Source organism: uncultured Tateyamaria sp., assembly GCF_947503415.1.
GTDB lineage: Bacteria > Pseudomonadota > Alphaproteobacteria > Rhodobacterales > Rhodobacteraceae > Tateyamaria.
Genome location: NZ_CANNDS010000001.1, coordinates 1,682,020 through 1,701,627, shown reverse-complemented (window position 1 = coordinate 1,701,627; position 19,608 = coordinate 1,682,020). Strand labels below are relative to the sequence as shown.

At 60.1% G+C, this 19,608-nt stretch carries 20 protein-coding genes; 14 read left to right on the top strand and 6 right to left on the bottom strand.

Going from position 1 to position 19,608, the window contains the following annotated elements:
* Window positions 1-9: 9 nt before the first annotated feature.
* Together Q1A32_RS08320 and Q1A32_RS08315 are read left to right on the top strand one after the other, a co-directional pair.
* Window positions 10-1,008, top strand: a complete 999-nt coding sequence (locus tag Q1A32_RS08320; RefSeq protein ID WP_299651777.1) for a sterol desaturase family protein — start codon at window positions 10-12, stop codon at window positions 1,006-1,008.
* The gene (locus Q1A32_RS08315) at window positions 1,005-2,159 is read left to right on the top strand and encodes an acyltransferase (RefSeq protein ID WP_299651775.1); all 1,155 of its coding nucleotides are present in this window, start codon (window positions 1,005-1,007) and stop codon (window positions 2,157-2,159) included. Before Q1A32_RS08320 ends, Q1A32_RS08315 begins: the two co-directional genes overlap by 4 nt.
* Here the strand turns inward: Q1A32_RS08315 and Q1A32_RS08310 are convergent.
* Window positions 2,086-4,416 carry a mechanosensitive ion channel family protein gene (locus tag Q1A32_RS08310; protein WP_299651773.1) on the bottom strand — a complete coding sequence of 777 codons (2,331 nt, stop codon included), beginning with the start codon at window positions 4,414-4,416 and terminating at the stop codon, window positions 2,086-2,088. The two genes, Q1A32_RS08315 and Q1A32_RS08310, sit on opposite strands and share 74 nt — an antisense overlap.
* Before the next feature lie 285 nt (window positions 4,417-4,701).
* Between Q1A32_RS08310 and Q1A32_RS08305 the strand changes: the two genes are divergently transcribed.
* The 10 genes from Q1A32_RS08305 (at window position 4,702) to Q1A32_RS08260 (ending at window position 13,734) form a co-directional block, all read left to right on the top strand.
* Window positions 4,702-5,925, top strand: a complete 1,224-nt coding sequence (locus Q1A32_RS08305) for a glycosyltransferase family protein (protein ID WP_299613533.1) — start codon at window positions 4,702-4,704, stop codon at window positions 5,923-5,925.
* Entirely contained in the window at window positions 5,922-7,163 is a 1,242-nt protein-coding gene (locus tag Q1A32_RS08300) for a glycosyltransferase family 4 protein (protein ID WP_299651771.1), read from the top strand. Before Q1A32_RS08305 ends, Q1A32_RS08300 begins: the two co-directional genes overlap by 4 nt.
* Entirely contained in the window at window positions 7,160-8,227 is a 1,068-nt protein-coding gene (locus tag Q1A32_RS08295) for a glycosyltransferase (protein ID WP_366141213.1), read from the top strand. The genes Q1A32_RS08300 and Q1A32_RS08295 overlap by 4 nt, the downstream gene beginning before the upstream one ends.
* Window positions 8,224-8,802: a histidine phosphatase family protein gene (locus tag Q1A32_RS08290; RefSeq protein ID WP_299651769.1), complete on the top strand. Its 579-nt coding sequence runs from the start codon at window positions 8,224-8,226 to the stop codon at window positions 8,800-8,802. The genes Q1A32_RS08295 and Q1A32_RS08290 overlap by 4 nt, the downstream gene beginning before the upstream one ends.
* Window positions 8,802-9,938 (top strand): glycosyltransferase family protein, encoded by a 1,137-nt coding sequence (locus Q1A32_RS08285; RefSeq protein WP_299651767.1) that lies wholly within the window; start codon window positions 8,802-8,804, stop codon window positions 9,936-9,938. Before Q1A32_RS08290 ends, Q1A32_RS08285 begins: the two co-directional genes overlap by 1 nt.
* On the top strand, window positions 9,928-10,674 hold the full coding sequence (locus tag Q1A32_RS08280; protein WP_299651765.1) for a polysaccharide deacetylase family protein: 747 nt from the start codon (window positions 9,928-9,930) through the stop codon (window positions 10,672-10,674). Before Q1A32_RS08285 ends, Q1A32_RS08280 begins: the two co-directional genes overlap by 11 nt.
* Entirely contained in the window at window positions 10,671-11,150 is a 480-nt protein-coding gene (locus tag Q1A32_RS08275) for a class I SAM-dependent methyltransferase (RefSeq protein WP_299651763.1), read from the top strand. Before Q1A32_RS08280 ends, Q1A32_RS08275 begins: the two co-directional genes overlap by 4 nt.
* A gap of 125 nt (window positions 11,151-11,275) precedes the next feature.
* On the top strand, window positions 11,276-11,833 hold the full coding sequence (locus tag Q1A32_RS08270) for a PA14 domain-containing protein (RefSeq protein WP_299652838.1): 558 nt from the start codon (window positions 11,276-11,278) through the stop codon (window positions 11,831-11,833).
* A 268-nt stretch (window positions 11,834-12,101) separates the two neighbouring features.
* A complete protein-coding gene (locus Q1A32_RS08265; protein WP_299651761.1) occupies window positions 12,102-12,227 on the top strand; it encodes an entericidin A/B family lipoprotein in 126 nt (41 codons plus the stop codon).
* 946 nt (window positions 12,228-13,173) lie between these two features.
* The gene (locus Q1A32_RS08260; protein ID WP_299651759.1) at window positions 13,174-13,734 is read left to right on the top strand and encodes a transposase; all 561 of its coding nucleotides are present in this window, start codon (window positions 13,174-13,176) and stop codon (window positions 13,732-13,734) included.
* 71 nt (window positions 13,735-13,805) lie between these two features.
* Here the strand turns inward: Q1A32_RS08260 and Q1A32_RS08255 are convergent, their stop codons facing one another.
* The 4 genes from Q1A32_RS08255 to lepA all read right to left on the bottom strand — a co-directional run bounded on the left by Q1A32_RS08255 (window position 13,806) and on the right by lepA (window position 17,243).
* Window positions 13,806-14,399 carry a Swt1 family HEPN domain-containing protein gene (locus Q1A32_RS08255; RefSeq protein WP_299651757.1) on the bottom strand — a complete coding sequence of 198 codons (594 nt, stop codon included), beginning with the start codon at window positions 14,397-14,399 and terminating at the stop codon, window positions 13,806-13,808.
* Window positions 14,392-15,090, bottom strand: coding sequence for a DUF5343 domain-containing protein (locus Q1A32_RS08250; RefSeq protein ID WP_299651755.1), 699 nt, complete (start codon window positions 15,088-15,090; stop codon window positions 14,392-14,394). Before Q1A32_RS08250 ends, Q1A32_RS08255 begins: the two co-directional genes overlap by 8 nt.
* A 105-nt stretch (window positions 15,091-15,195) precedes the next feature.
* Window positions 15,196-15,264: a hypothetical protein gene (locus Q1A32_RS24035; protein WP_366141226.1), complete on the bottom strand. Its 69-nt coding sequence runs from the start codon at window positions 15,262-15,264 to the stop codon at window positions 15,196-15,198.
* Window positions 15,265-15,446: 182 nt separating this feature from the next.
* On the bottom strand, window positions 15,447-17,243 hold the full coding sequence (lepA, locus tag Q1A32_RS08240) for a translation elongation factor 4 (RefSeq protein WP_299651751.1): 1,797 nt from the start codon (window positions 17,241-17,243) through the stop codon (window positions 15,447-15,449).
* Window positions 17,244-17,617: 374 nt separating this feature from the next.
* Between lepA and Q1A32_RS08235 the strand changes: the two genes are divergently transcribed.
* Complete coding sequence (locus tag Q1A32_RS08235; protein WP_299651749.1) at window positions 17,618-18,199, top strand: hypothetical protein; 582 nt, start codon at window positions 17,618-17,620, stop codon at window positions 18,197-18,199.
* Window positions 18,159-18,875 carry a hypothetical protein gene (locus Q1A32_RS08230; protein ID WP_299651747.1) on the top strand — a complete coding sequence of 239 codons (717 nt, stop codon included), beginning with the start codon at window positions 18,159-18,161 and terminating at the stop codon, window positions 18,873-18,875. Before Q1A32_RS08235 ends, Q1A32_RS08230 begins: the two co-directional genes overlap by 41 nt.
* A 443-nt stretch (window positions 18,876-19,318) precedes the next feature.
* Here Q1A32_RS08230 and Q1A32_RS08225 read toward each other — a convergent pair whose 3' ends face one another.
* Complete coding sequence (locus Q1A32_RS08225) at window positions 19,319-19,444, bottom strand: entericidin A (RefSeq protein ID WP_299613548.1); 126 nt, start codon at window positions 19,442-19,444, stop codon at window positions 19,319-19,321.
* Window positions 19,445-19,608: the final 164 nt, after the last annotated feature.

Here is a 19,608-nt window from a genome sequence, read left to right as displayed (position 1 = left end):
GAGGGCGAGATGGACGCTTTTTTTGAACTTCTGGACGGTTTCACCGGGTTCCTGTTCGACTGGAATTCGCGTCTGGCGCTCTTGTATCTCTGCCTGACGGTGGTGCTGGTCTACGTGATCTGGCGCGTGCGCGGGCGGCCCACGTCCTTTTCCGCCTTCCTGTTGCCGCGCGACGTCTACACGCACAAATCGAACCTCGTCGATATCCAGATTTTCCTGTTCAACAAGCTGCTGACCGTGTCGGGCTTCTTTGCCGCCGTGACGCTGACGCCCGTGATCACGGCCACCCTGCTGACCACCATGCTGAACGCAACGGGGCGCGACTTGGCCCCGGCGGTGGGCGATGGGCAATGGGGCAAGCTGGCGCTCGCCACCATGATCATGATCCTGACGCTGGATTTCTGCAAATACTGGGCGCACCGCCTGCACCATGAAAACGCGCTGCTGTGGCCGTTCCACGCGCTGCATCATTCGGCAGAGGTGCTGACGCCCTTGACCGCAAACCGGAACCACCCGGTGTTCATCGTGATCCGCCTTTTCATCTACGCCGTGGTTGTCGGATCGGTGCAGGCGCTGATGCTGTTCCTGCTGATGGGCAAGATCGACGTGCTGACGATTGGCAGCGTCAATGCAGGCTATTTCCTGTTCAACGCCTTTGGATCGAACCTGCGCCACAGCCATGTATGGCTCAGCTATGGCCGGGTGATGGAGCATATCCTGATCTCGCCCGCGCAGCATCAGGTGCATCATTCCAACGACCCCAAACACTACAACAAGAACTACGGCGAGGTGTTCGCCTTCTGGGACCTGATGTTCGGATCGCTCTATGTTCCGCAGGCGCATGAAAAGCTGACCTTCGGCCTGTCGGACGAAAGCGGCGTGCCGATTGAACAGCCGCACCCGACCCTGCGCGCCGCCCTCATCCATCCCTTTGTCGAGGCTTGGGAGGCGCTGACCAAAGGCACCGACGATCCCTCCGCCCCGCAGAACCGGGAAACCGCGCAATGACACGGGGGCTGTCGCTGTGGCTCGATGCCTTGCGCGTGGCGGCCACCTTGATCGTGGTCTTTTCGCATGTGGCGTACGCGCGCTTTACCCGCGGGGATTACCAATTCGCCCGCGACCTGAACATCGGCAGCGATGCGGTCATCGTCTTCTTCGTGATCTCGGGCCTTGTCATCGCCTTCGCCGCCGAGCGCGACAAGACGCTTGGCACTTACACGTTCAACCGCGTCACACGGCTTTTGTCGGTGCTGTTGCCGGCCCTTGTGCTGACCTTCGTGCTGGACCAGATCGGACGGCCCATGGACGCGTCGGCCTACCCTGACCGGTTCTACCAACCCCTGCCCCTGTGGGACATGCTGGCCCGTGGTCTGACCATGTCCAACGAATGGGGCCTGTTTGAACGGGTGCGGCTGGGCACCAACGGCCCCCTGTGGTCGCTGAGTTACGAGGCCGCGTTCTACGTCCTGTTTGGCGTGGCCGTGTTCATGTCCGGCCTGCGCCGTGTTGTCCTCCTGGCCGGTCTGGCAATTGTCTTTGGCCCCCGCATCCTGCTCTTGATGCCTGCCTGGTTGATGGGTGTGGCCGTCTGGCACTTCGTGAAGTCCGGCGGTGCCGCGCGCATGAGCACTGGACCCGCCCGGTTGCTGGCATGGGGTGGGCCGCTGGCTTACGTTCTGTGTCAGGCGATGAACGTCCCCGACACGCTGGCGCAGCTGACAGCAGATGCGTTTGCGCCGGGTCATTACCGCTTCATCCTCGTCTTCTCGGACGAGTTCGTTTGGAACAACCTGATCGGGCTGTTCACCGCGCTGCACGTCATCGGCATGGCGCGGCTGGTGCAGGGCTACCAAGGCAGCCACCCGCACCTGCGCTGGTGGGCCGGGGCCAGCTTTTCCATCTACGTGGTGCACTATCCCGTGCTGCACCTGATCGACGCCGCATTCCCGGCCGAAACGCTTGCCCGCGATGCACTGCTGTTCTTCGGGTCGGTCGCGGCGGGGCTTGTGTTTGCCCAGATATTCGAACGGCCCATCGCAGGCGTTCGGGCGGCTGTGCGGGCCATTGCAGGGCGCGCGGGGCTTAGCGGTCGTCCCCGAAATCAGCGGCATCCTCAAGCAACTCTTCTTCCAGAGATGCCTGCGCCGCGGCGGTGATGGCCTTGCGGTCTTCCTCGTTCAGATCGTCGGCCTTTTTGCCATCGGCCAGACGCACGGTCACCTCGCGGTGGGCGAACTTGATGCCACGGCTTTCGAACAGCGCGCGGATCTCTTCATAAACCCGTTTGCGCACCAGCCACTGATCGCCGGGCTTGGTCATGAACTTGACGCGGATGATCATGGCGCTGTCCTGCATCTCGATCACACCCTGCGACTTCAGGGGCTGGATGAAGTTGTCCCCGATCACGGGATCATCCAGCAACTCGACCCCAAGGGTCTTGATCAGCTTGCGCACGTACTCCACGTCGGTGTCATAGGTGACGCGCAGGGGCAGCTTCATGATGACCCAATCGCGGGAATAGTTTGTCAGGACCTGAATCTCGCCAAAGGGCATGGTGTGCAGCGCGCCCAGATGGTGGCGCAACTGGAAACTGCGCACGCTGATCTTCTCGACAGTGCCCTTGACCCCGCCCACATCGATATACTCGCCCTTGCGAAAGGCATCATCGAACAGAAAGAACGCGCCTGAAAAGATATCGCGCACCAGCGATTGCGATCCAAAGCCCACGGCAACACCCACAATGCCCGCACCCGCAAAGAGCGGGCCGACATTGATCCCCATCTGCATCAGCATGATCAGCGCGATGGTCAGAACAATGACGATCAGCACGAAATTGCGGAACAACGGCAACAGCGTGGCCAAGCGCGACGCGGACGATCCACCGCCCTCATCGCCCAATTCGACCTCCTGCACTTCGCCCTGCTCTTCGCGGATCTTGTCGTCGATCCAGATGCGGAAGGCGTTGTAGGCGATGTAGCCGATGAACAGGATCACGATGATATCAAGCAGCCGGTCGGTCCAGCTGTCGCCCATCACCGGGGCCTCCGGGCTCCAGATCGTGACGAAGGCGTAGACGCCCGCAACAAAGGCAAGAATGCCCGCAACACGCTGGGCCAACCCTTCGAATGTCGTGATCCGTGGACCCGGCGCCATGGTCGTGGGGTCGGGGTCAATCTCGGCGGCGGGGACGATATTGTGTTCCCGAACCAGACGCGCACGGGCAAAGCTGCGCTCGATGAAGAAATTAATGACGCCGTAGACCACGATGATAGTGGTCAGGATGCCCCATGCCGCCGCAAGAAGCGGCACGCCAAGCGGGTCGCCAATCACAAGGTGATAGGTCTGATCCCCCCACGCGAACAGGAAATACAAAACCGCAAGCGGCCCCCACAGATGCGAGAGGGAGCGCAGGACCCACGTGGCCTCTGACGCCGCCTTGCCGTTCAGGATCGCTCCGGTGATGGCGCGGCCATTGACGGTCACCAGCAGGATATTCAGCAGCATCACAAAAAGACTGAGAAGCGAAAAGAGGAACACGTAGACTTCACTGTTCAGACCCAATTCCTCGATCCAGACACCAAAGAGGATGGCAAAGAACCCGAAGGCCGCCGCGCCCGACAGCCACAGATGCAAACGCCGGGCATCGCGGTCATTGAACAGCGGAATGCGGTATTGCGGCAGGTAGGGCGACAAGATCATGCGCCACAGGCCCGCCACCACCCGCGCCAGGAAATAGCCGATATTGATCAGCGTGACGGTGAATTGCATGGCGGCATCTTCAAGCGGGCCAAAGATGATGGCGCCAAGGATGTAGGCCACTGCCATGGACACCAGCGTGCCCACGACCCCCATGAAGAAACGGAACACGAGGAACGGCATCTTTTCGACATAGCCATCGGGGGCGTCGTTGATGCGGGCCACGACAAAGCGCTTGGCGATGCGTTTGCCGAATATCTGGGCCTCGAACACCATGCCTGCGGCGAACAGCGCCATACTGATCAACAGCGCCCGCACATAGGCAAAGATGGTCCCGTCCGGGCTGGTGGCGCGCAGGATATAGATCACCTCGTTGAAGGCCACGGGCAGGTTCAAAAGCCGGTCGACCAATGCCGTACGAAAGGCAACCGCCTCGTCCTGAATGGCCATCAGCGTGGTGCCGCTGCCCGGTGCCTGCGGCGGCTCGGCCGTGGCGCCTGTCTGGGTGACAACCCGGCCATCGCTGTCGATGACGATGACGCTGACCCCGTTTTGGGCCGCCGACTGCATGATGTCCGAGATGTTGCTGTTTTCGCTGTCGGTCGTGCGCGCGCCGGGCAGCAGATTGTTCAAACCTTGGGCATTGCCAAGTACCGGAGCCAACAGCGCGATACAAAGCAGGCACAAAAGAAGCAGCCGGTATAGAAAATTGGGCATTATGCGATGTCGCGTCACTGTCAGGTCAGCTTGACGCTACGCCAGCGCAGGTGCGTTTACAATCGGCACCCACCTGGAATTGAACAGGCGCGATCAACCACTTGCGGGCAGATTTTACAAATCGCCTTATATTTGCGATAGCGCGAACATAGGTGATCCCATCTCCGCTCAGACGTGCTGATGCGGCCTTGGGGAACGAAAAGTCTGTGATATACGGCTCAGAGGGATTCTCTGAGCGCCAGGGCACGTGACGTCCGCGAAGAGACGGGGTTAAAGAAGACGACGATGGGCCATTCCACTCCTGCTTCGCCAACTGCGGTTGGTGCCCGTTCGGGTCGCGTTCTTCTTTACAGTCACGACACCTTTGGTCTTGGGCATCTGCGGCGCAGCCGGGCCTTGGCATCGGCACTGACCCAATCGGGTGTGGCGGACAGTGCGATCATCCTGACCGGCAGTCCTGTCGCGGGCCGCTTCACCTTTCCGCCCGCGGTCGACCACGTCCGTTTGCCCGGCGTCAAGAAACTGGCGGATGGCAGCTATATCAGCCAGACCGAAGGCATGGATATCGAAGCGACGACCGCATTGCGGACCGCCCTGATTGATTCAACCATCGACCAGTACGAACCCGACCTCGTCATCGTCGACAAGGAGCCGACAGGCTTCAGGGGTGAGCTTTCGGACACGCTCCGGCGTCTGCGCGAGAATGGCCGCACCCGTGTTGTTCTGGGCCTGCGCGACGTGCTGGACGAACCCGACGTGCTGGCTACCGAATGGGCGCGCAAGGGCGCGGTGGAAGCAACCGAAGCCTTTTATGACGAAGTATGGGTCTATGGCGTGCGATCCGTGTATGACCCGACCCAAGGTTTGCCATTGTCCCAGCAGGTGCGGGACCGCACCGTCTGGACCGGCTATTTGCGTCGCAGCATCATTGATGCCGCAGAGGTGCCCGACACGCCCTACATTCTGGTCACACCCGGCGGTGGCGGGGATGGTGCGGCCATGGTCGATCTTGTGTTGTCAGCCTACGAGCAGGACCCGGATCTGCACCCTCACGCCGTATTGGTCTATGGCCCGTTTCTGTCCGGCGAGGTGCGCGAGAAGTTCGAGTTGCGCGTCGAGGCGCTGGGCGGCCGGGTCACATCCACGGGGTTCGACAGCAAGATCGAGCCACTCTTCGCCGGGGCCGAAGGCGTGATTTGCATGGGCGGGTACAACACGTTCTGCGAGTTGCTGTCCTTCGATCAGCGCGCCGTGATCGTCCCCCGCACCAAGCCGCGGCTGGAACAGTGGATTCGCGCCCACCGGGCAGAAGAGCTGGGGCTGGTGCGCAATCTGGATCGGTTCCGCGAGGGGCTGACAACGCAAGCCATGGTCGAGGCGATCCGCAAATTGCCACATCAGAAGCGCCCGTCCGAGGCTGGCGCGGACGGATTGCTCGACGGTCTCGACGTGGTGATATCACGGGCCCGCGCTTTGATGCAGCGACGGCTGACTGACGCCGCAGAATGACACCCGAATCCCCCCGATTGGCCATCGCGGTCAAAGGCTGGCCACGCCTGTCCGAAACGTTCATCGCGCAAGAGCTTGTGGCGCTGGAAGACGCAGGCGTGGACTTTGAAATCTGGTCCTTGCGGCATCCGACGGACACGAAAACGCACCCCCTGCATGATCGGTTGCAGGCGCGCGTGCACTACCTGCCGGAATACCTGCATGACGAACCGCTCCGGGTCTTGCGGGCGGTGGCGGCGGCGGTGCTGCGGCGCGGCTTCTGGCGCACATTCGGTCAGTTCCTGCGCGACCTGCGGCGCGACACAAACCGCAACCGGGTGCGCCGGTTCGGGCAGGCCTGCGTCATGGCGCATGAATTGCCCGCAGGCACCACTGCCCTTTACGCGCATTTTCTGCACACGCCATCCTCTGTCGCCCGCTACTGCGCGATGCTGCGGGACGTGCCGTGGTCCTTCTCCGCCCACGCCAAGGATATCTGGACCTCCCCGGAATGGGAGCTGCGCGAAAAGCTGGACGATGCCACCAGCGGTGCAGCCTTCGGGGCCACGTGCACGGCATTCGGCGCCGAGCACCTGAATGATCTGGCCCGCTCGACCCCCGTCGATCTGGTCTACCACGGCCTCGACCTGTCCCGCTTCCCGCCCGCCCCGGCCCGGACACCCCGCGCCGCAGGCGATCCGTTCCGCATGATGTCTGTCGGTCGGCTGGTCGAGAAGAAGGGGTTCGACCGGCTGCTCGACGCGCTTGCCCGCCTGCCCGCTGATCTCGACTGGCATTGGACCCATATCGGTGGCGGAGAACTCAAGCACGAGATGCAGGATCACGCCACACGTCTGGGCCTGTCGGACCGGATCACATGGCGCGGTGCCTGCGACCAGCCCGAAGTGATCGAGGCCATGCGCGCCGCAGACCTGTTTGTGCTGCCCAGCCGTGTCGCAGCCAACGGTGACCGTGACGGCCTGCCCAACGTGCTGATGGAAGCGGCCAGTCAAAAGCTGCCCATCCTCAGCACGCCCGTATCGGCCATTCCGGAATTCATCGACACCGAGGTGCACGGGATCCTCAGCAAGGACGACCCGGCCGACCTTGCGGACGCCATGATGCGCGTGGCATCTGACCCAAGCCTTGGATCCGCTTTGGCCGACGCCGCCCACGACCGCCTGCACACCGCGTTCACCATGCAGCCCGGCATCGCACATCTGGCCAAACGGTTGCGGTCCATCATGGGGCCTGCGTGAACCTCGCCTTCTACGCCCCGCTGAAAGCGCCGGATCATCCCGTCCCATCCGGCGACAGAACAATGGCACGCGCGCTGATCAAGGCGATGGAATACGCGGATATCGCCGTGTCCACGGCCTCCGATCTGCGGATCTACGACAGCGCGGGTGACACGGCCCGGCAGGCAGAGCTGATGCGTCAGGCAAAAGCGGAAACAGACCGTATTCTGACCGATCCGGAGGCGCAGACATGGCAGGCATGGCTGACCTACCACAACTATTACAAAGCCCCCGATCTGATTGGCCCTGCGGTCACCCGCGCCCTTGGCATTCCCTATGTGCAGGTGGAAAGCACCCGCGCCCGCAAGCGCCTGACGGGGCCGTGGGCCACATTCGCCGAGGCCGCCGAGGCGGCAAGCGACCATGCCCGCACGATCTTTTATGTCACCGAACGAGATGCAGAAACACTGCGCCGCGATGCACCGGACGGTCAGGTGCTGACGCATCTGCGCCCCTTCCTGCAACGTGCAGATTTGCCCGCCCGGTCGGACTACAGCGGCCCGATGCTCAGCGTCGGCATGATGCGGGCCGGGGACAAACTGGCGTCCTATCACCTGATCGCCGAGACGCTGCACCGGCTTGATGACGACCTCGACTGGCGCTTGGACATTGCAGGCGGCGGCCCGGCGCAGGCCGAGGTTGGGCAAGCGATGATGCCGTTCGGGGCACGGGTGCAGATGTTGGGCGCACTGGGGGCGGACGCGTTGCAGGACCGGTACGAACATGCGCGCCTGCTGTTCTGGCCCGGCGTGAACGAGGCGTTTGGCTATGCGTATCTCGAGGCGCAGGCCGCAGGTCTGCCCGTTGTGGCGCAGGACCGCCCCGGCGTGCGGGACGTGGTTGCAGGCATGCAACCCGCCATGTCCGAAGGCCCGGATGCCATGGCGCTGCGGTTGACGGGGTTGCTCAGCGATACAGACGCGGTTCAGACCCTCGGCGCCGCCGCTCGGGGCAAGGTGGCGGTCCATCACCTGTTGCCCGTCGCCGCGCGGACGCTTCGCACAGCGCTGGAGGATCTCATTTGATCCGCTTGGCCCTTTTGCGACATGGTCACACGGCTTGGAACCGCGAAGGGCGCCTGCAAGGGCGCAGTGACATTCCGCTGGATGACGCCGCGCGTGCGGACCTCGCGCAGCTTCGCCTTCCCGCCAACTGGGCCACCGCCGATCTGGTGTCGAGCCCGCTGAAACGCGCGGTCGAGACGGCGGAACTGGTGGCCCGCCGCGCGCCGCGTGTGGACCCCGCGCTGATCGAGATGAATTGGGGTGATTGGGAAGGGCAACACGGCGCAAAGCTTGCCGAAAACCCCGCAAATGGGTTTCGCCATATCGAAGACTGGGGCTGGACCTATTGCCCCCCGGGCGGAGAGACGCCCGATGCCTTGCGCCACCGTCTGACACCGTGGCTGGACACATTGCGCAACGACACCGTCGCCATTTGCCACATCGGCACCATGCGCGTGCTGATGGCCATGGCGACGAGCTGGGATTTTGACGGCCCCGCGCCGTTCCGGATCAAGCGCAACCGCCTGTTTGTGCTGACGGTCGCGGGCGGCCGCCTGTCCCTGTCACCCGATCCCGAACGGTTGGAGCGTATCTGATGCGGGTCATGATTGTCGTCACGCACCTGTTGGGCACCGGGCATCTTGCCCGCGCATTGACCCTTGGCCGCGCATTTGCGGCGGCGGGCGACACCGTGACCGTGATCAGCGGCGGCACGCCGGTGCCGCACTTTGACAGCGCGGGCCTGTCGCTGGTGCAACTGCCGCCGCTGCGGTCAGACGGCACCGATTTTACCAATCTGCTGACGGGCGAAGGGGGCGCAGCAGATCACGCCTACCACGCGTCCAGAACAGCCGACCTGATTGAAGACGCCACTCAATCAGCCCCCGATGTCCTGATCACAGAACTCTTTCCCTTTGGCCGCCGCTCACTCAAACACGAGTTTCAGGCGCTCTTGCAGGCCTGTGCAGCACTCCGCCCCCGCCCGCTGATCCTGTCTTCGATCCGGGACATCCTTGCGCCACCTTCCAAGCCCGCCAAAATCACCTTTGCCGACGATCTTGTCAGCCAATTCTATGACGGCGTTCTGGTCCACTCCGACCCGGACGTTATCCCGCTGGAACGCAGCTGGCCTGTGTCCAACGCTTTGCGCGACAAGCTGTACTACACCGGCTTCGTCGCCCCACCCGCATCCGCGATGCATGGGGAACCGGATGGCGACATCATCGTCAGCGCGGGCGGCGGCAGCGTCGGTGACGCCGTGTTCGCAGCAGCCTGCGCGGCTGCGTCCCACACGGCGCATCGAAGATGGCGCATGTTGGTGGGCGGCGATGATGCACGACGCGCCGCATGGGCGGACCGCGCGCCAGCCCACATGACGGTCGAAGCCCCCCGCTCAGACTTTCGCACCCTGCTGACGGGCGCTGCGGCATCCGTGTCCATGTGCGGATACAATACGGCGCTGGATGTCCTGCAAACAGGTGTGCCCGCGGTCCTGGTGCCCTTCGATGATGGTGGCGAGGTCGAACAGACATTGCGCGCAGAGGCGTTGCAAACCCTGCCCGGCATCACCGTGGTGCCGCAGGCAGGGCTCGATGGCGTCAGTTTGACAGCCGCCGTCGACGCCGTGGTCGCAGGCACGCGACGGCTGCCCAGATCCACAGGCATGAACGGCGCCCGCAAAACGGTCGACATCGTTCACGCCCTCAAGACCGGAGGCTCGGATGCACATTGACTGGACCCCCTTGCGAGTCGCCCTCGCCGCCAGCAGGCGCGACGGTTTGGATCTGCCCTTCTGGTGGCGGGACGACGACGCAATCGCGCCCACGTCAGCACTGGACCAACTCGCCGCACTTGGGGACGACGCCAGCCTACCGGTGCATCTAGCCGTCATTCCCGCACACGCAACCGATGCGCTGGCCGACCGTGTGGACGGCACACAGCTGATTCCGCTGGTGCACGGGTGGGCGCACAAGGATCACAGCGCCCCCGATCAAAAGAAGAACGAGTTCCTGACAGACCGTGTCGACCTCGCCCACGACAGCGCGCAGGCCCTGAAGCGCATGCATGATCTCTTCGGCCCGCGATTGCGGCACATGTTCGTGCCGCCGTGGAACAGGGTGCAGGACGGTCTCCTGCCCACACTGGCCACGCAAGGATACACCGCCCTGTCGACCTTTGGCCCCCGACGGCAGGCCGAGGCCGCGCCCGGCCTTGCCCAAGTGAACACGCATATCGACCCGATCTGGTGGAAGGGCACCCGTGATCTTGTGTCGCCGGACCATCTGGTGACACAAACCGCCGCCCATATCGACGCACGGCGGCGCGGAGACGAGGACGGGACCGAACCGTTGGGTCTTTTGACCCACCACCTCGTTCACACCCCCGCGATCTGGGCTTTTACCCATGGTTTCATACACGAAATGCTGTCAGGCGGCGCAACACCGTGGACAATGGAGACGACACGATGAGTAGACTGGAATCCATGCGGCGGCGTTTGACCGCGCAGATCGACGGGATCAACTGGGCCGCGGAAAAGATCGAAGCACTCGAGGGCGACGTCCTCGAAATGGGGCTCGGCAACGGGCGGACATATGACCACCTGCGCCAGGAGTTGCCTGGACGTCGGATCTGGGTGATCGACCGCATCCTGAAATGCCACCCCAGCTGCGTCCCACCCGAAGAGGATTTCCTCGAAGGTGAAGCCGAACCCATGCTGACCCGGCTGGCGCAGGACGGACGCAAGATGGCGCTGGCGCACTACGATTTCGGCTACGGGATCAAGGAAAAGGATGTCGAGGAAGGCGCCCGGCTCAGCCCCCTGATCGCGGCGATCATGCATCCGGGCGGGCTGATCCTGTCGCAGCAGCCGCTGGTCGGCTTTGAACAGATCTGCGGGCCCGACACGATCGCCCCCGATCGGTATCTTTTCTACCGTACCATGTAGGACCACGCGGCACTCATCACGATTACGCCCCACCCTGTTGTCACTCACCGGTAACGCCTTTTAAACTCCCGGTGATTCAAGGTCGCGCCAAAAGCGATCATGTCCAACGGGAGTAAAAGATGAAAATGTTCAAGACGGCCGCCCTGGCCGCCACAGCAATCATGTTGGCTACGGCCACATTTGCAGCCCCCCTCAAGCTGACACCAGCCAACCCCCAACCGTCAGGGTTGAAACCCGGGCTTGCTGTCAAATACGCCTATCCCCCTGATGTCAAAAGTCTGAACCAGGCCAACCGCGCCCTGAAACGGGGCAAGGCAGGCCCGGCGCTGGCAGGGCTCGACTACCGCGACACGGCGGACGGGGACAACACGCTGACATCCAAGCGGGCGCACCACGTGGCTGCTGGCATTTCCGGCTATGTGAAATTCGACGCGCCGGGCACCTACAACATTGATTTCCTTACGAATGATGGGCTCGACGCCAAGATCGGCGGCCAGACGGTGGGGTATTTCGACGGACGGCAAAAATGCTTCGAAACACGGGCTGTCCAGGTCGAGGTGCCGCAGGCAGGCTGGTACCCGGTCGACATCACCTACTTCCAGCGCGTGGGCACGGCGTGCCTGCACATGCGGGCCGGCCAAGGGGCCCCCGACTGGATGCCGAACACAGCGTTCGGGCACTGATACCATACCGGCGCTCAGGCGGCGGCACATGGGCTGAACCTGCACAGGCTTGGCCGGAAACAGCAAAATTCCAAACGGCCCCAAGCTTCGGTTTCGGGGCCGTTTTGCATGATCTGCACAGTGCGATCCGGGCAGAGAATGACCCAAAACCACACCAGACATCATCACACCCTGTGGCGACACGGGCGACATGGAACCAGACCGACAGCTGGATCGTTATGCCTTGGAACACGGTCGCACCGCGCGGCCCCATGCAAGGAGAAACAAGATGAAACGCGTGTTGATCATGACAGCCCTTCTGGGCCTTGCCGCCTGCGAGACAACCGAAGGCTTCGGCCGCGACGTACAGACCCTCGGCAGCGCAATCGAAGACGAGAGCCAGGAAGTACAATAAGACAAACGATGGTGAGTGGACGGCCCGGCCCCTATCTTGGGGGTCGGGTTTTTTTTGTGTTTGGGACAAGTGCTGCGCACGTGGTGATGCGCCAAAAAGCGATAAGGCGCCAGGGGCGCGGACCGAAATCCGTGCTGTGCCGCGAGCGACACACCCTGACGCCTCGTTGAACCTTATCTCCCCCCAGAGGGCGACACTCGGCCCAGCTTGCGCATGGCGTTGCCGCCACGTGCCGAGACTGCCTGACCAGGGTCAAACCGTCCCCCGCATCAACCCTGCTGACACCGCCTTTTCGTCACATCCCTTTCGAGATCACACGATCCGACCTGCATCCGGTTGCCCGTTGATGGTTCGGCTAGGTCTTGCAACCCGTCCGGATCATCCCGTTGCCCCCGGGGCCTTTGCGTCCACCGCGTCGTTCTATGAACTCTGCGCCGGTAGATAGAGATTGGGGCAGACAGGGTGAGTCGGGCAACGGAAAAATGACGAGTTTGCGAAATTTCTTGGGGATAAGGCCTTGATAACGCTTGTGGATTTCTTGTGGAGAAGATGGGGATAAGGTTGAAATGTGTAAGGCTGGCAGCGGTTTAGGTTTGGTCAGGAATGGTGTCGTAGGAAGGTTGGAACTACATCAGCCCACCGCCCGCATAAATGCCGCGATCACCCGTTGCCCTGCAGCCCCCGCCCTTTGCGGTCTAATCTTCCGCGGGTTTCTCTTTCGAAAACCAAATGCTGTAGATCGTAAAGCCCATGTTGATAAGCACCAACGCCAGTAAAATCAGATCAAATGTCACATCATACATTTCCGTATCCTCCTACGACCAGCATAGCGATTTGGAGCGAACCGGCCAATTGTGGTGATTGGGTAGTGTCGTAGGGCGGGGTTCCCGCCCCGCCGCCGTGTCCGTTCAACCCGCGTTAACCATGCCCCGCACATGGTTGCCCCATGCCAAACTACCGCCGACCCAAGATCACCGGAGCGTCCATCTTCTTCACCGTCGCGTTGGCGCAGCGTGGCGGCACACTGCTCGTTGACGAAGTCGACGCCTTGCGCGATGCAGTGAGGGTAACGCGTGCCGAGCGCCCCTTTCACATCGATGCATGTGTCGTGCTGCCCGACCACTTACATTGCGTCTGGACCTTGCCAGTGGGCGACCGGGATTTCTCGACACGATGGGCCGCAATCAAAGCGCGGTTTACGCGGACCATTCGGGACTACGGTAGGGTGGGTTTTCAACCCACCCATGCGAAACGGTTGGGACATGCGGTGGGGTGGAACCCCACCCTACGGCGTACGGAAAGCAAGATCGCGAAAGGAGATGCGGGTGTCTGGCAACGGCGATTTTGGGAGCATCATATTCGGGACGACGCCGATTACCTCGCGCATGTGCGATATTGTTGGATGAACCCGGTGAAACACGGGCTTGTAGAGCGGCCCGAGGATTGGGCGTATTCGAGTGTGCATCGGGACGCGCGGTTTCGGGCGGGGATGGATTTGGTTTTGTAGGGCGGGGTTTCACCCCGCCGGTGTTGTGGGTTCACTTGGAATGGCCCCCAATCCAACGATTTCTAAACTTACTAAGAGCGCATCCGAAACCAATCTCGAACAGTCAATTCCAGTCTTTCTTTTTCGTCGTCGGCCAATAATCCACAATGCGCTATAGGATTGCGCAATAAATTCAGTTGGCTCATAATTCTATCAACGGCCCGCTTTGAAGAAAGCACTGCGTTAAAAACATCAAAATTATTTGTAATCAGTTTACCCAGTTGTCCAAAGGTCAAGTAATCGATATTTCTTTCAGATCGAGTCGTAATTTCTGTATTAGCTTCATCAGACTGTATCCTTTGTACATATTCGCGAAACTCTTTCTCTACCCGCTCCGAATTCCACCAATCAGCGCCCTCTGCCTCCTCTAAAATGTTTTCGACTAGTTGTCTTATCGAGACCTCTAGGCAATAGAATATCTCGTAAAACTCAGACATCTGCGCTGCATCTGCACGAACCCTGCCCTCAAATTGATCATATCCCTCAAGCTTTCTGACCTTCTCAGCTCGCGGCCGCACCAGCAAATTGAGTGTCTTTTCCTTCTCAACTTTTGAAATGTCGTCCCGAATTTGAAAACCAGACATTCCAAATGCTCGGACTTTATCAAGGAGTGCACGATCAGTCATCGATCAATAAATTCTCCTTCAGGCTTTTAAAAATGGCATTGAATACAGAGATGTCATCCGTAGCCGGAAGGTTAAGATGAATATTGTAACCAATATTTAACTTCGGTGATTGAACTGAAACCTGCCCTAAATTTCTAAATTCAGCCGGCGGCGCTTCTGGTTCAGGCAAGGTGGCTGTTTGTTTCTCTATAATTTCCGAACGCCCACTAAAGTCCGCGAATTCGTTAAGCGCTTTGAAGCTGGATAAAGCCATTTTGACAGGATTGGAGTCGTCTGCATTCCCCGTTTCGTCGATAATCAAACCTTTCAAGGCTTCATCATCTAGGCTGTAAACGTACTCGTTTCGTTCAAATAGTGGTTGGTACGCTATACGCAAGCATTCAGCAATCGCTTCGCCGCTAGTTGTTGGGTTCCTGAGCTTATTATATAATTCAGTAGGAGACCCGCCAGCGTCCGCCAAACCAATTTTCTTTAAGAAACTCGTGATTTGATCACCAGAACCACCCTTAATGCCGAGAATGTTTTTAACGAAGTCGCCGGAAACCTTGGGTGGTGTAGCGGCTTTCTTAATTGCATCAATGGCTTTCGCAATATTACCCGTTGCTGTTACGTAAGGCAGATTCGCCATATCTGAACCGCTCCCTGTACTACTCAGCGTAGTAGAACAGAATGCCGCTTGATCATCCAGCATTTTCGCTTCATTTCTAAAAACGATGCTCAACCGGGTGCCGCTACGCGCATCGCTGCGCGATACGACTTTCGCGCACTGCTTTCATTTCCGCCCGATATGGACGGCTTAGCCGTCCATCTTGAGGGCGGAAATGAAAGCTTCTTGCGGGATATCCACCTTCCCGAACTGCCGCATCTTCTTCTTCCCGGCCTTCTGCTTGTCCAGCAGCTTCCGCTTCCGCATCCCTACGACAAGGCAAAAAAGCTAAAAACCGATAAATAAAAACCCAGGAAACCTTACCAATTCCCTAACACGCCCCTGTAACCCATTGAATTCTAACGAACGGAGTCCTGTCCCGCGCTGGGACACCCTCCGTCTCACCCATCCATTTTCAGAGCGGAAATAAACGCTTCCTGCGGGATATCCACCTTCCCGAACTGCCGCATTTTCTTCTTCCCGGCCTTCTGTTTGTCCAGCAATTTCCGCTTCCGGGTGGCATCCCCCCCGTAGCATTTTGCCGTCACATCCTTCCGCATCGCAGACAGGGTTTCACGGGCGATCACCTTGCCCCCAATCGCCGCCTGGATCGGAATCTTGAACATGTGGCGCGGGATCAGATCCTTGAGTTTCTCCACCATCGCCCGCCCCCGCATCTCGGCCCGGTCGCGGTGAACCATGATCGACAGCGCATCCACAGGCTCATCATTCACAAGGATCGACATCTTGACCAAATTATCCTCACGGTAGCCCGTCAGTTGATAATCGAAGGACGCGTACCCCTTGGTCACCGATTTCAGCCGATCATAGAAGTCGAACACCACCTCGTTCAGCGGCAGGTCATAGACAACCATGGCACGGCTGCCGGCGTAGGTGAGGTCTTCCTGGATGCCGCGGCGGTCCTGGCAGAGTTTCAGCACATCCCCGAGATATTCGTCGGGCACGAGGATCGTGGCCTTGATCCGCGGTTCTTCCATGTGGTCGACGATGGACAGATCGGGCATGTCGGCGGGGTTGTGCAGTTCCATCATCGTGCCGTCCCGCATGTGGACGTGGTAGATGACCGACGGCGCCGTAGTGATCAGTTCAATGCCGTATTCCCGCTCGATACGGTCGCGGATGACTTCGAGGTGGAGAAGCCCGAGGAAGCCGCAACGGAATCCGAAGCCGAGGGCGGCGGAGGTTTCCATTTCAAAACTGAAACTGGCGTCGTTGAGGGCGAGTTTGTCGATGGCGTCGCGGAGGTCTTCGAACTCGGCGCTGTCTACCGGGAAAAGGCCGCAGAAAACGACGGGTTGAGCGGGTTTGAAGCCGGGGAGAGCCTCGACCTCTTTGCGTTCGTGGGTGATTGTGTCGCCAACGCGGGTGTCGCGGACTTGTTTGATCGACGCCGTGAGGAAGCCAATTTCGCCGGGGCCCAAGCTCTCCACCATCTCCATCTGCGGGCGGAAAACGCCGACGCGGTCCACGTGGTGGACGGTGTTGTTGGACAGGAACTTGATCTTTTCGCCCTTCTTGAGCCGCCCGTCGATGACGCGGATCAGGACGATGACGCCGAGGTAGCTGTCGTACCAGCTGTCGACCAGCATGGCCTTGAGCGGCGCGTCAGGATCGCCCTTGGGGGCGGGGAGTTCGGTGACAATGGCCTCAAGCGTTTCCATGATCCCCTCGCCCGTTTTGGCGGAGACGGCGATGGCACCCGAGGCGTCGATGCCGATCACATCCTCGACCTGTTCGGCGACGCGATCGATGTCACTGGCGGGCAGGTCTATCTTGTTGAAAACAGGGACAATTTCGTGGTCGGCGTCGATGGCCTGATAGACGTTGGCAAGTGTCTGCGCCTCAACCCCCTGGGTGCTGTCCACGACCAGAAGCGAGCCTTCGACGGCGCGCATGGAGCGGCTGACCTCGTAGGCGAAATCCACGTGGCCGGGGGTGTCGATGAGGTTCAGGACGTAGTGCTCACCGTCCTTGGCGGTGTAGTCGATGCGGACGGTGTTGGCCTTGATGGTGATGCCCCGCTCGCGTTCGATATCCATGCTGTCGAGCAGCTGTTCCTTCATGTCCCGGTCGGCCACGGTGTTGGTGGACTGGATGAGCCGGTCGGCGAGGGTCGATTTCCCGTGGTCGATATGGGCGACGATGGAGAAATTGCGGATATGTGAGAGCGGTGTCATGGGCTTGGATATGTCGCGGAACGGGGGGTTGGTCAATGGGCCGGGACGCCGCGGCGCGCAACGTTCGGTGGGGCGTTTTGGCATCGGGCCGGGAATCGGGGGTTAACGCCAATGTTTTATGGCGAAATAGGGTGTCACCCCCCATGCACCCCCTGTGCACCCCCCGTACACCGGCTGTGCAGCGTTTGGGGGGTTAACGGGGCGTGCGGTGGGGTTTGTTGAGATTGGGTTAATGGGGCAGTGGCGTGGTTGAGCGGATGCAACCTGCCTTGGTAGGTTCGGGAAGTGATGCAGAAATTGCGGACATGTGCGAGCGGTGTCATGGTCGAACCGTGCACGGAAATTGAAGCTGGTTTCGCAGGTGGGGTACTTTTGTGAGTGAGGTGGATTTCTCGGACATCGAGCAGGCCAAGGCGTGGTTTGAGAAGCAAAGCCATGAGATGCGGTGCACTATGGCCAGCCGCTCAGCACTGCGGACGATCGCATTAGTCGGCCGTATGCAAAACCCACCTTTGCGAACCCGTGTTTTGCTGGCACTCAGGTCGATCATTACATCCGCAACTTGCGGCTTAAAACAAGCCTCAGATTCGAGAGAAGAATTACGCGTAGCTGCTGCTTCCGCTGCCAGAGCATTCAACGGCCCTGGCTTTTATGCTGCAGCTACCGCTGCCGAAAAAAACGTGACACGTTCCGCCGAGGCCGCCGCCGCAAGTGCCGCTGCCAATGGCAGCGCCTCCGTTGCTGATTATTTCGCTCACCAAACTGATGTAATGTTCAAACCTGAGCATTTGAGTTCATCTGCGGTTTGGCTCGACCCTCCTGCGCCAGAAGAAGTTTTTTTGGCCCACGGCGTTTTTTTTGCAGAGCCTATACCAACATCCGGATTGGGCCTTTTGGGCGAATTGTTATCGCGAGATGTGGAATGGAACGTTCCGCGATTGGGATCTGGCCGTTGAAGTGGCGAAGATCCCGAACGACGTTTGGGAGGGGGAAAATGCGGTCGCCAAGGTGGCTGAGGCGATCCGGGAGATTAAAGCGGATCTCAACACCAAAGACGCCTTGCCGCCTGAAGTCATCGAGTCGCAAGCAGTTGCTCTGATTGAGAATGCGACAACCAACGCCATAGCTGCATCTGGCCTTCAACAGCTTATCACGATGGCTACGAATGCCTACTCTCGTGAAATCTCTAACGCCTTGCCGGAGGCCTTAGAACCTTTAAGTGTATTGCCCGCTATATTGGAGCGTATCGCTTTGATATTGAATAGTAATGCGCCAAAGTCGCAACGAGAAACAGAGCTCCAAGACGCTCTGCGTTTGGCGGCAAACACCGTCTCGAACCTGAACCAACGGCTTGTTCGTGCCCAACAAGAGATCAGCGCGCTGAAGGATGCTGCTGATGCTGGTAGTCCGCGCAGATTGTTTGCAGATGCATTTTATAAAAAGGCAGGTGAAGGCGCCGCAGGCTTGATCACATCGAAAGTCTTATGGGCGTCGATCATCACTGGCAGTTCTTTCCTGCTTGGCGGGTCTGCGGATGCTTTGGTTGAGCAACTCGGCCAGTGTTATAAAGGGATCATTGCCCCAGAAGCGCCGGACGGCTTGCCACGATTGCCAAACGTGACCGAGGCGTAGAACGGCCTTTGCTTGGTTTTGTGGGTGTAGTTTGGCGGGCTGAAGCCCGACCTACGGTATTATTTTGGCAATCGTTGCACCAAGCCGCGCATCGGCTGGCCCTGGTCTGTCGATCCAAGGTTCGTACTGACGCACTTTATGGCTGCCAAGTACGTCTTCTATTTCACCGGCGTGCCAAGATCGACCAAATCGACAGGCCGTGGGAGGGCCTGCCCCCTCTCGGCAGATTTTGCTTTGGCAAAATCGCCTGACGGGCAATGGATGCGCGGCGGGCTTGCGCCCTTGATTCCGCGCGAGAATGTCGAAAACGAGGTTTGCAGAACGATTGATTGGCGGGCTGAAGCCCGCCCTACCGCAGCGGTGCTTGGTTGGAGGCTTACCCCCTCTCGTGCATTGCTTCGCAATACTCTGCCGGGGTGACGCGCACTGGCTTCGCCAGGACGCTAAATCGCCCGGTCCACTGCGTCTGCTGCGCGCGTGATGTCGCGGCCGAAGCCTTTGGCGGTTTCGCAGGCGGTCAGTGTTGTCGCGGCGAGGATCGCCAGCAGGATCAGGCGGGTGCGGGTCATTCTGCTCTCCGGTCTTTTGTGGATGTCTTAGCCAGACGGGTGCGCTTGGTCAAATCCGTGCTGGCCTGTCGGCGGGGTTTGGCTTTGGAGCGCAAGGGCGCTGTCCCCTCTCTTGCATCTTTGATGCGCTGCCGGGGCCGCGCGGGCTGAGTTCGTGATCGCTT

What these genes read in the sequence shown, in the direction of transcription:
- Q1A32_RS08320 (WP_299651777.1), top strand. Translation starts at nt 10, where the DNA reads ATGGACGCTTTTTTTGAACTTCTGGACGGTTTCACCGGGTTCCTGTTC.
- Q1A32_RS08265 (WP_299651761.1), top strand. Translation starts at nt 12,102, where the DNA reads ATGAAACGCGTGTTGATCATGACAGCCCTTCTGGGCCTTGCCGCCTGC.
- Q1A32_RS08315 (WP_299651775.1), top strand. Translation starts at nt 1,005, where the DNA reads ATGACACGGGGGCTGTCGCTGTGGCTCGATGCCTTGCGCGTGGCGGCC.
- Q1A32_RS08305 (WP_299613533.1), top strand. Translation starts at nt 4,702, where the DNA reads ATGGGCCATTCCACTCCTGCTTCGCCAACTGCGGTTGGTGCCCGTTCG.
- Q1A32_RS08230 (WP_299651747.1), top strand. Translation starts at nt 18,159, where the DNA reads ATGTGGAATGGAACGTTCCGCGATTGGGATCTGGCCGTTGAAGTGGCG.
- lepA (WP_299651751.1), bottom strand. Translation starts at nt 17,243, where the DNA reads ATGACACCGCTCTCACATATCCGCAATTTCTCCATCGTCGCCCATATC.
- Q1A32_RS08250 (WP_299651755.1), bottom strand. Translation starts at nt 15,090, where the DNA reads ATGCTGGATGATCAAGCGGCATTCTGTTCTACTACGCTGAGTAGTACA.
- Q1A32_RS08225 (WP_299613548.1), bottom strand. Translation starts at nt 19,444, where the DNA reads ATGACCCGCACCCGCCTGATCCTGCTGGCGATCCTCGCCGCGACAACA.
- Q1A32_RS08300 (WP_299651771.1), top strand. Translation starts at nt 5,922, where the DNA reads ATGACACCCGAATCCCCCCGATTGGCCATCGCGGTCAAAGGCTGGCCA.
- Q1A32_RS08275 (WP_299651763.1), top strand. Translation starts at nt 10,671, where the DNA reads ATGAGTAGACTGGAATCCATGCGGCGGCGTTTGACCGCGCAGATCGAC.
- Q1A32_RS08255 (WP_299651757.1), bottom strand. Translation starts at nt 14,399, where the DNA reads ATGACTGATCGTGCACTCCTTGATAAAGTCCGAGCATTTGGAATGTCT.
- Q1A32_RS08280 (WP_299651765.1), top strand. Translation starts at nt 9,928, where the DNA reads ATGCACATTGACTGGACCCCCTTGCGAGTCGCCCTCGCCGCCAGCAGG.
- Q1A32_RS08285 (WP_299651767.1), top strand. Translation starts at nt 8,802, where the DNA reads ATGCGGGTCATGATTGTCGTCACGCACCTGTTGGGCACCGGGCATCTT.
- Q1A32_RS08270 (WP_299652838.1), top strand. Translation starts at nt 11,276, where the DNA reads ATGTTCAAGACGGCCGCCCTGGCCGCCACAGCAATCATGTTGGCTACG.
- Q1A32_RS08260 (WP_299651759.1), top strand. Translation starts at nt 13,174, where the DNA reads ATGCCAAACTACCGCCGACCCAAGATCACCGGAGCGTCCATCTTCTTC.
- Q1A32_RS08310 (WP_299651773.1), bottom strand. Translation starts at nt 4,416, where the DNA reads ATGCCCAATTTTCTATACCGGCTGCTTCTTTTGTGCCTGCTTTGTATC.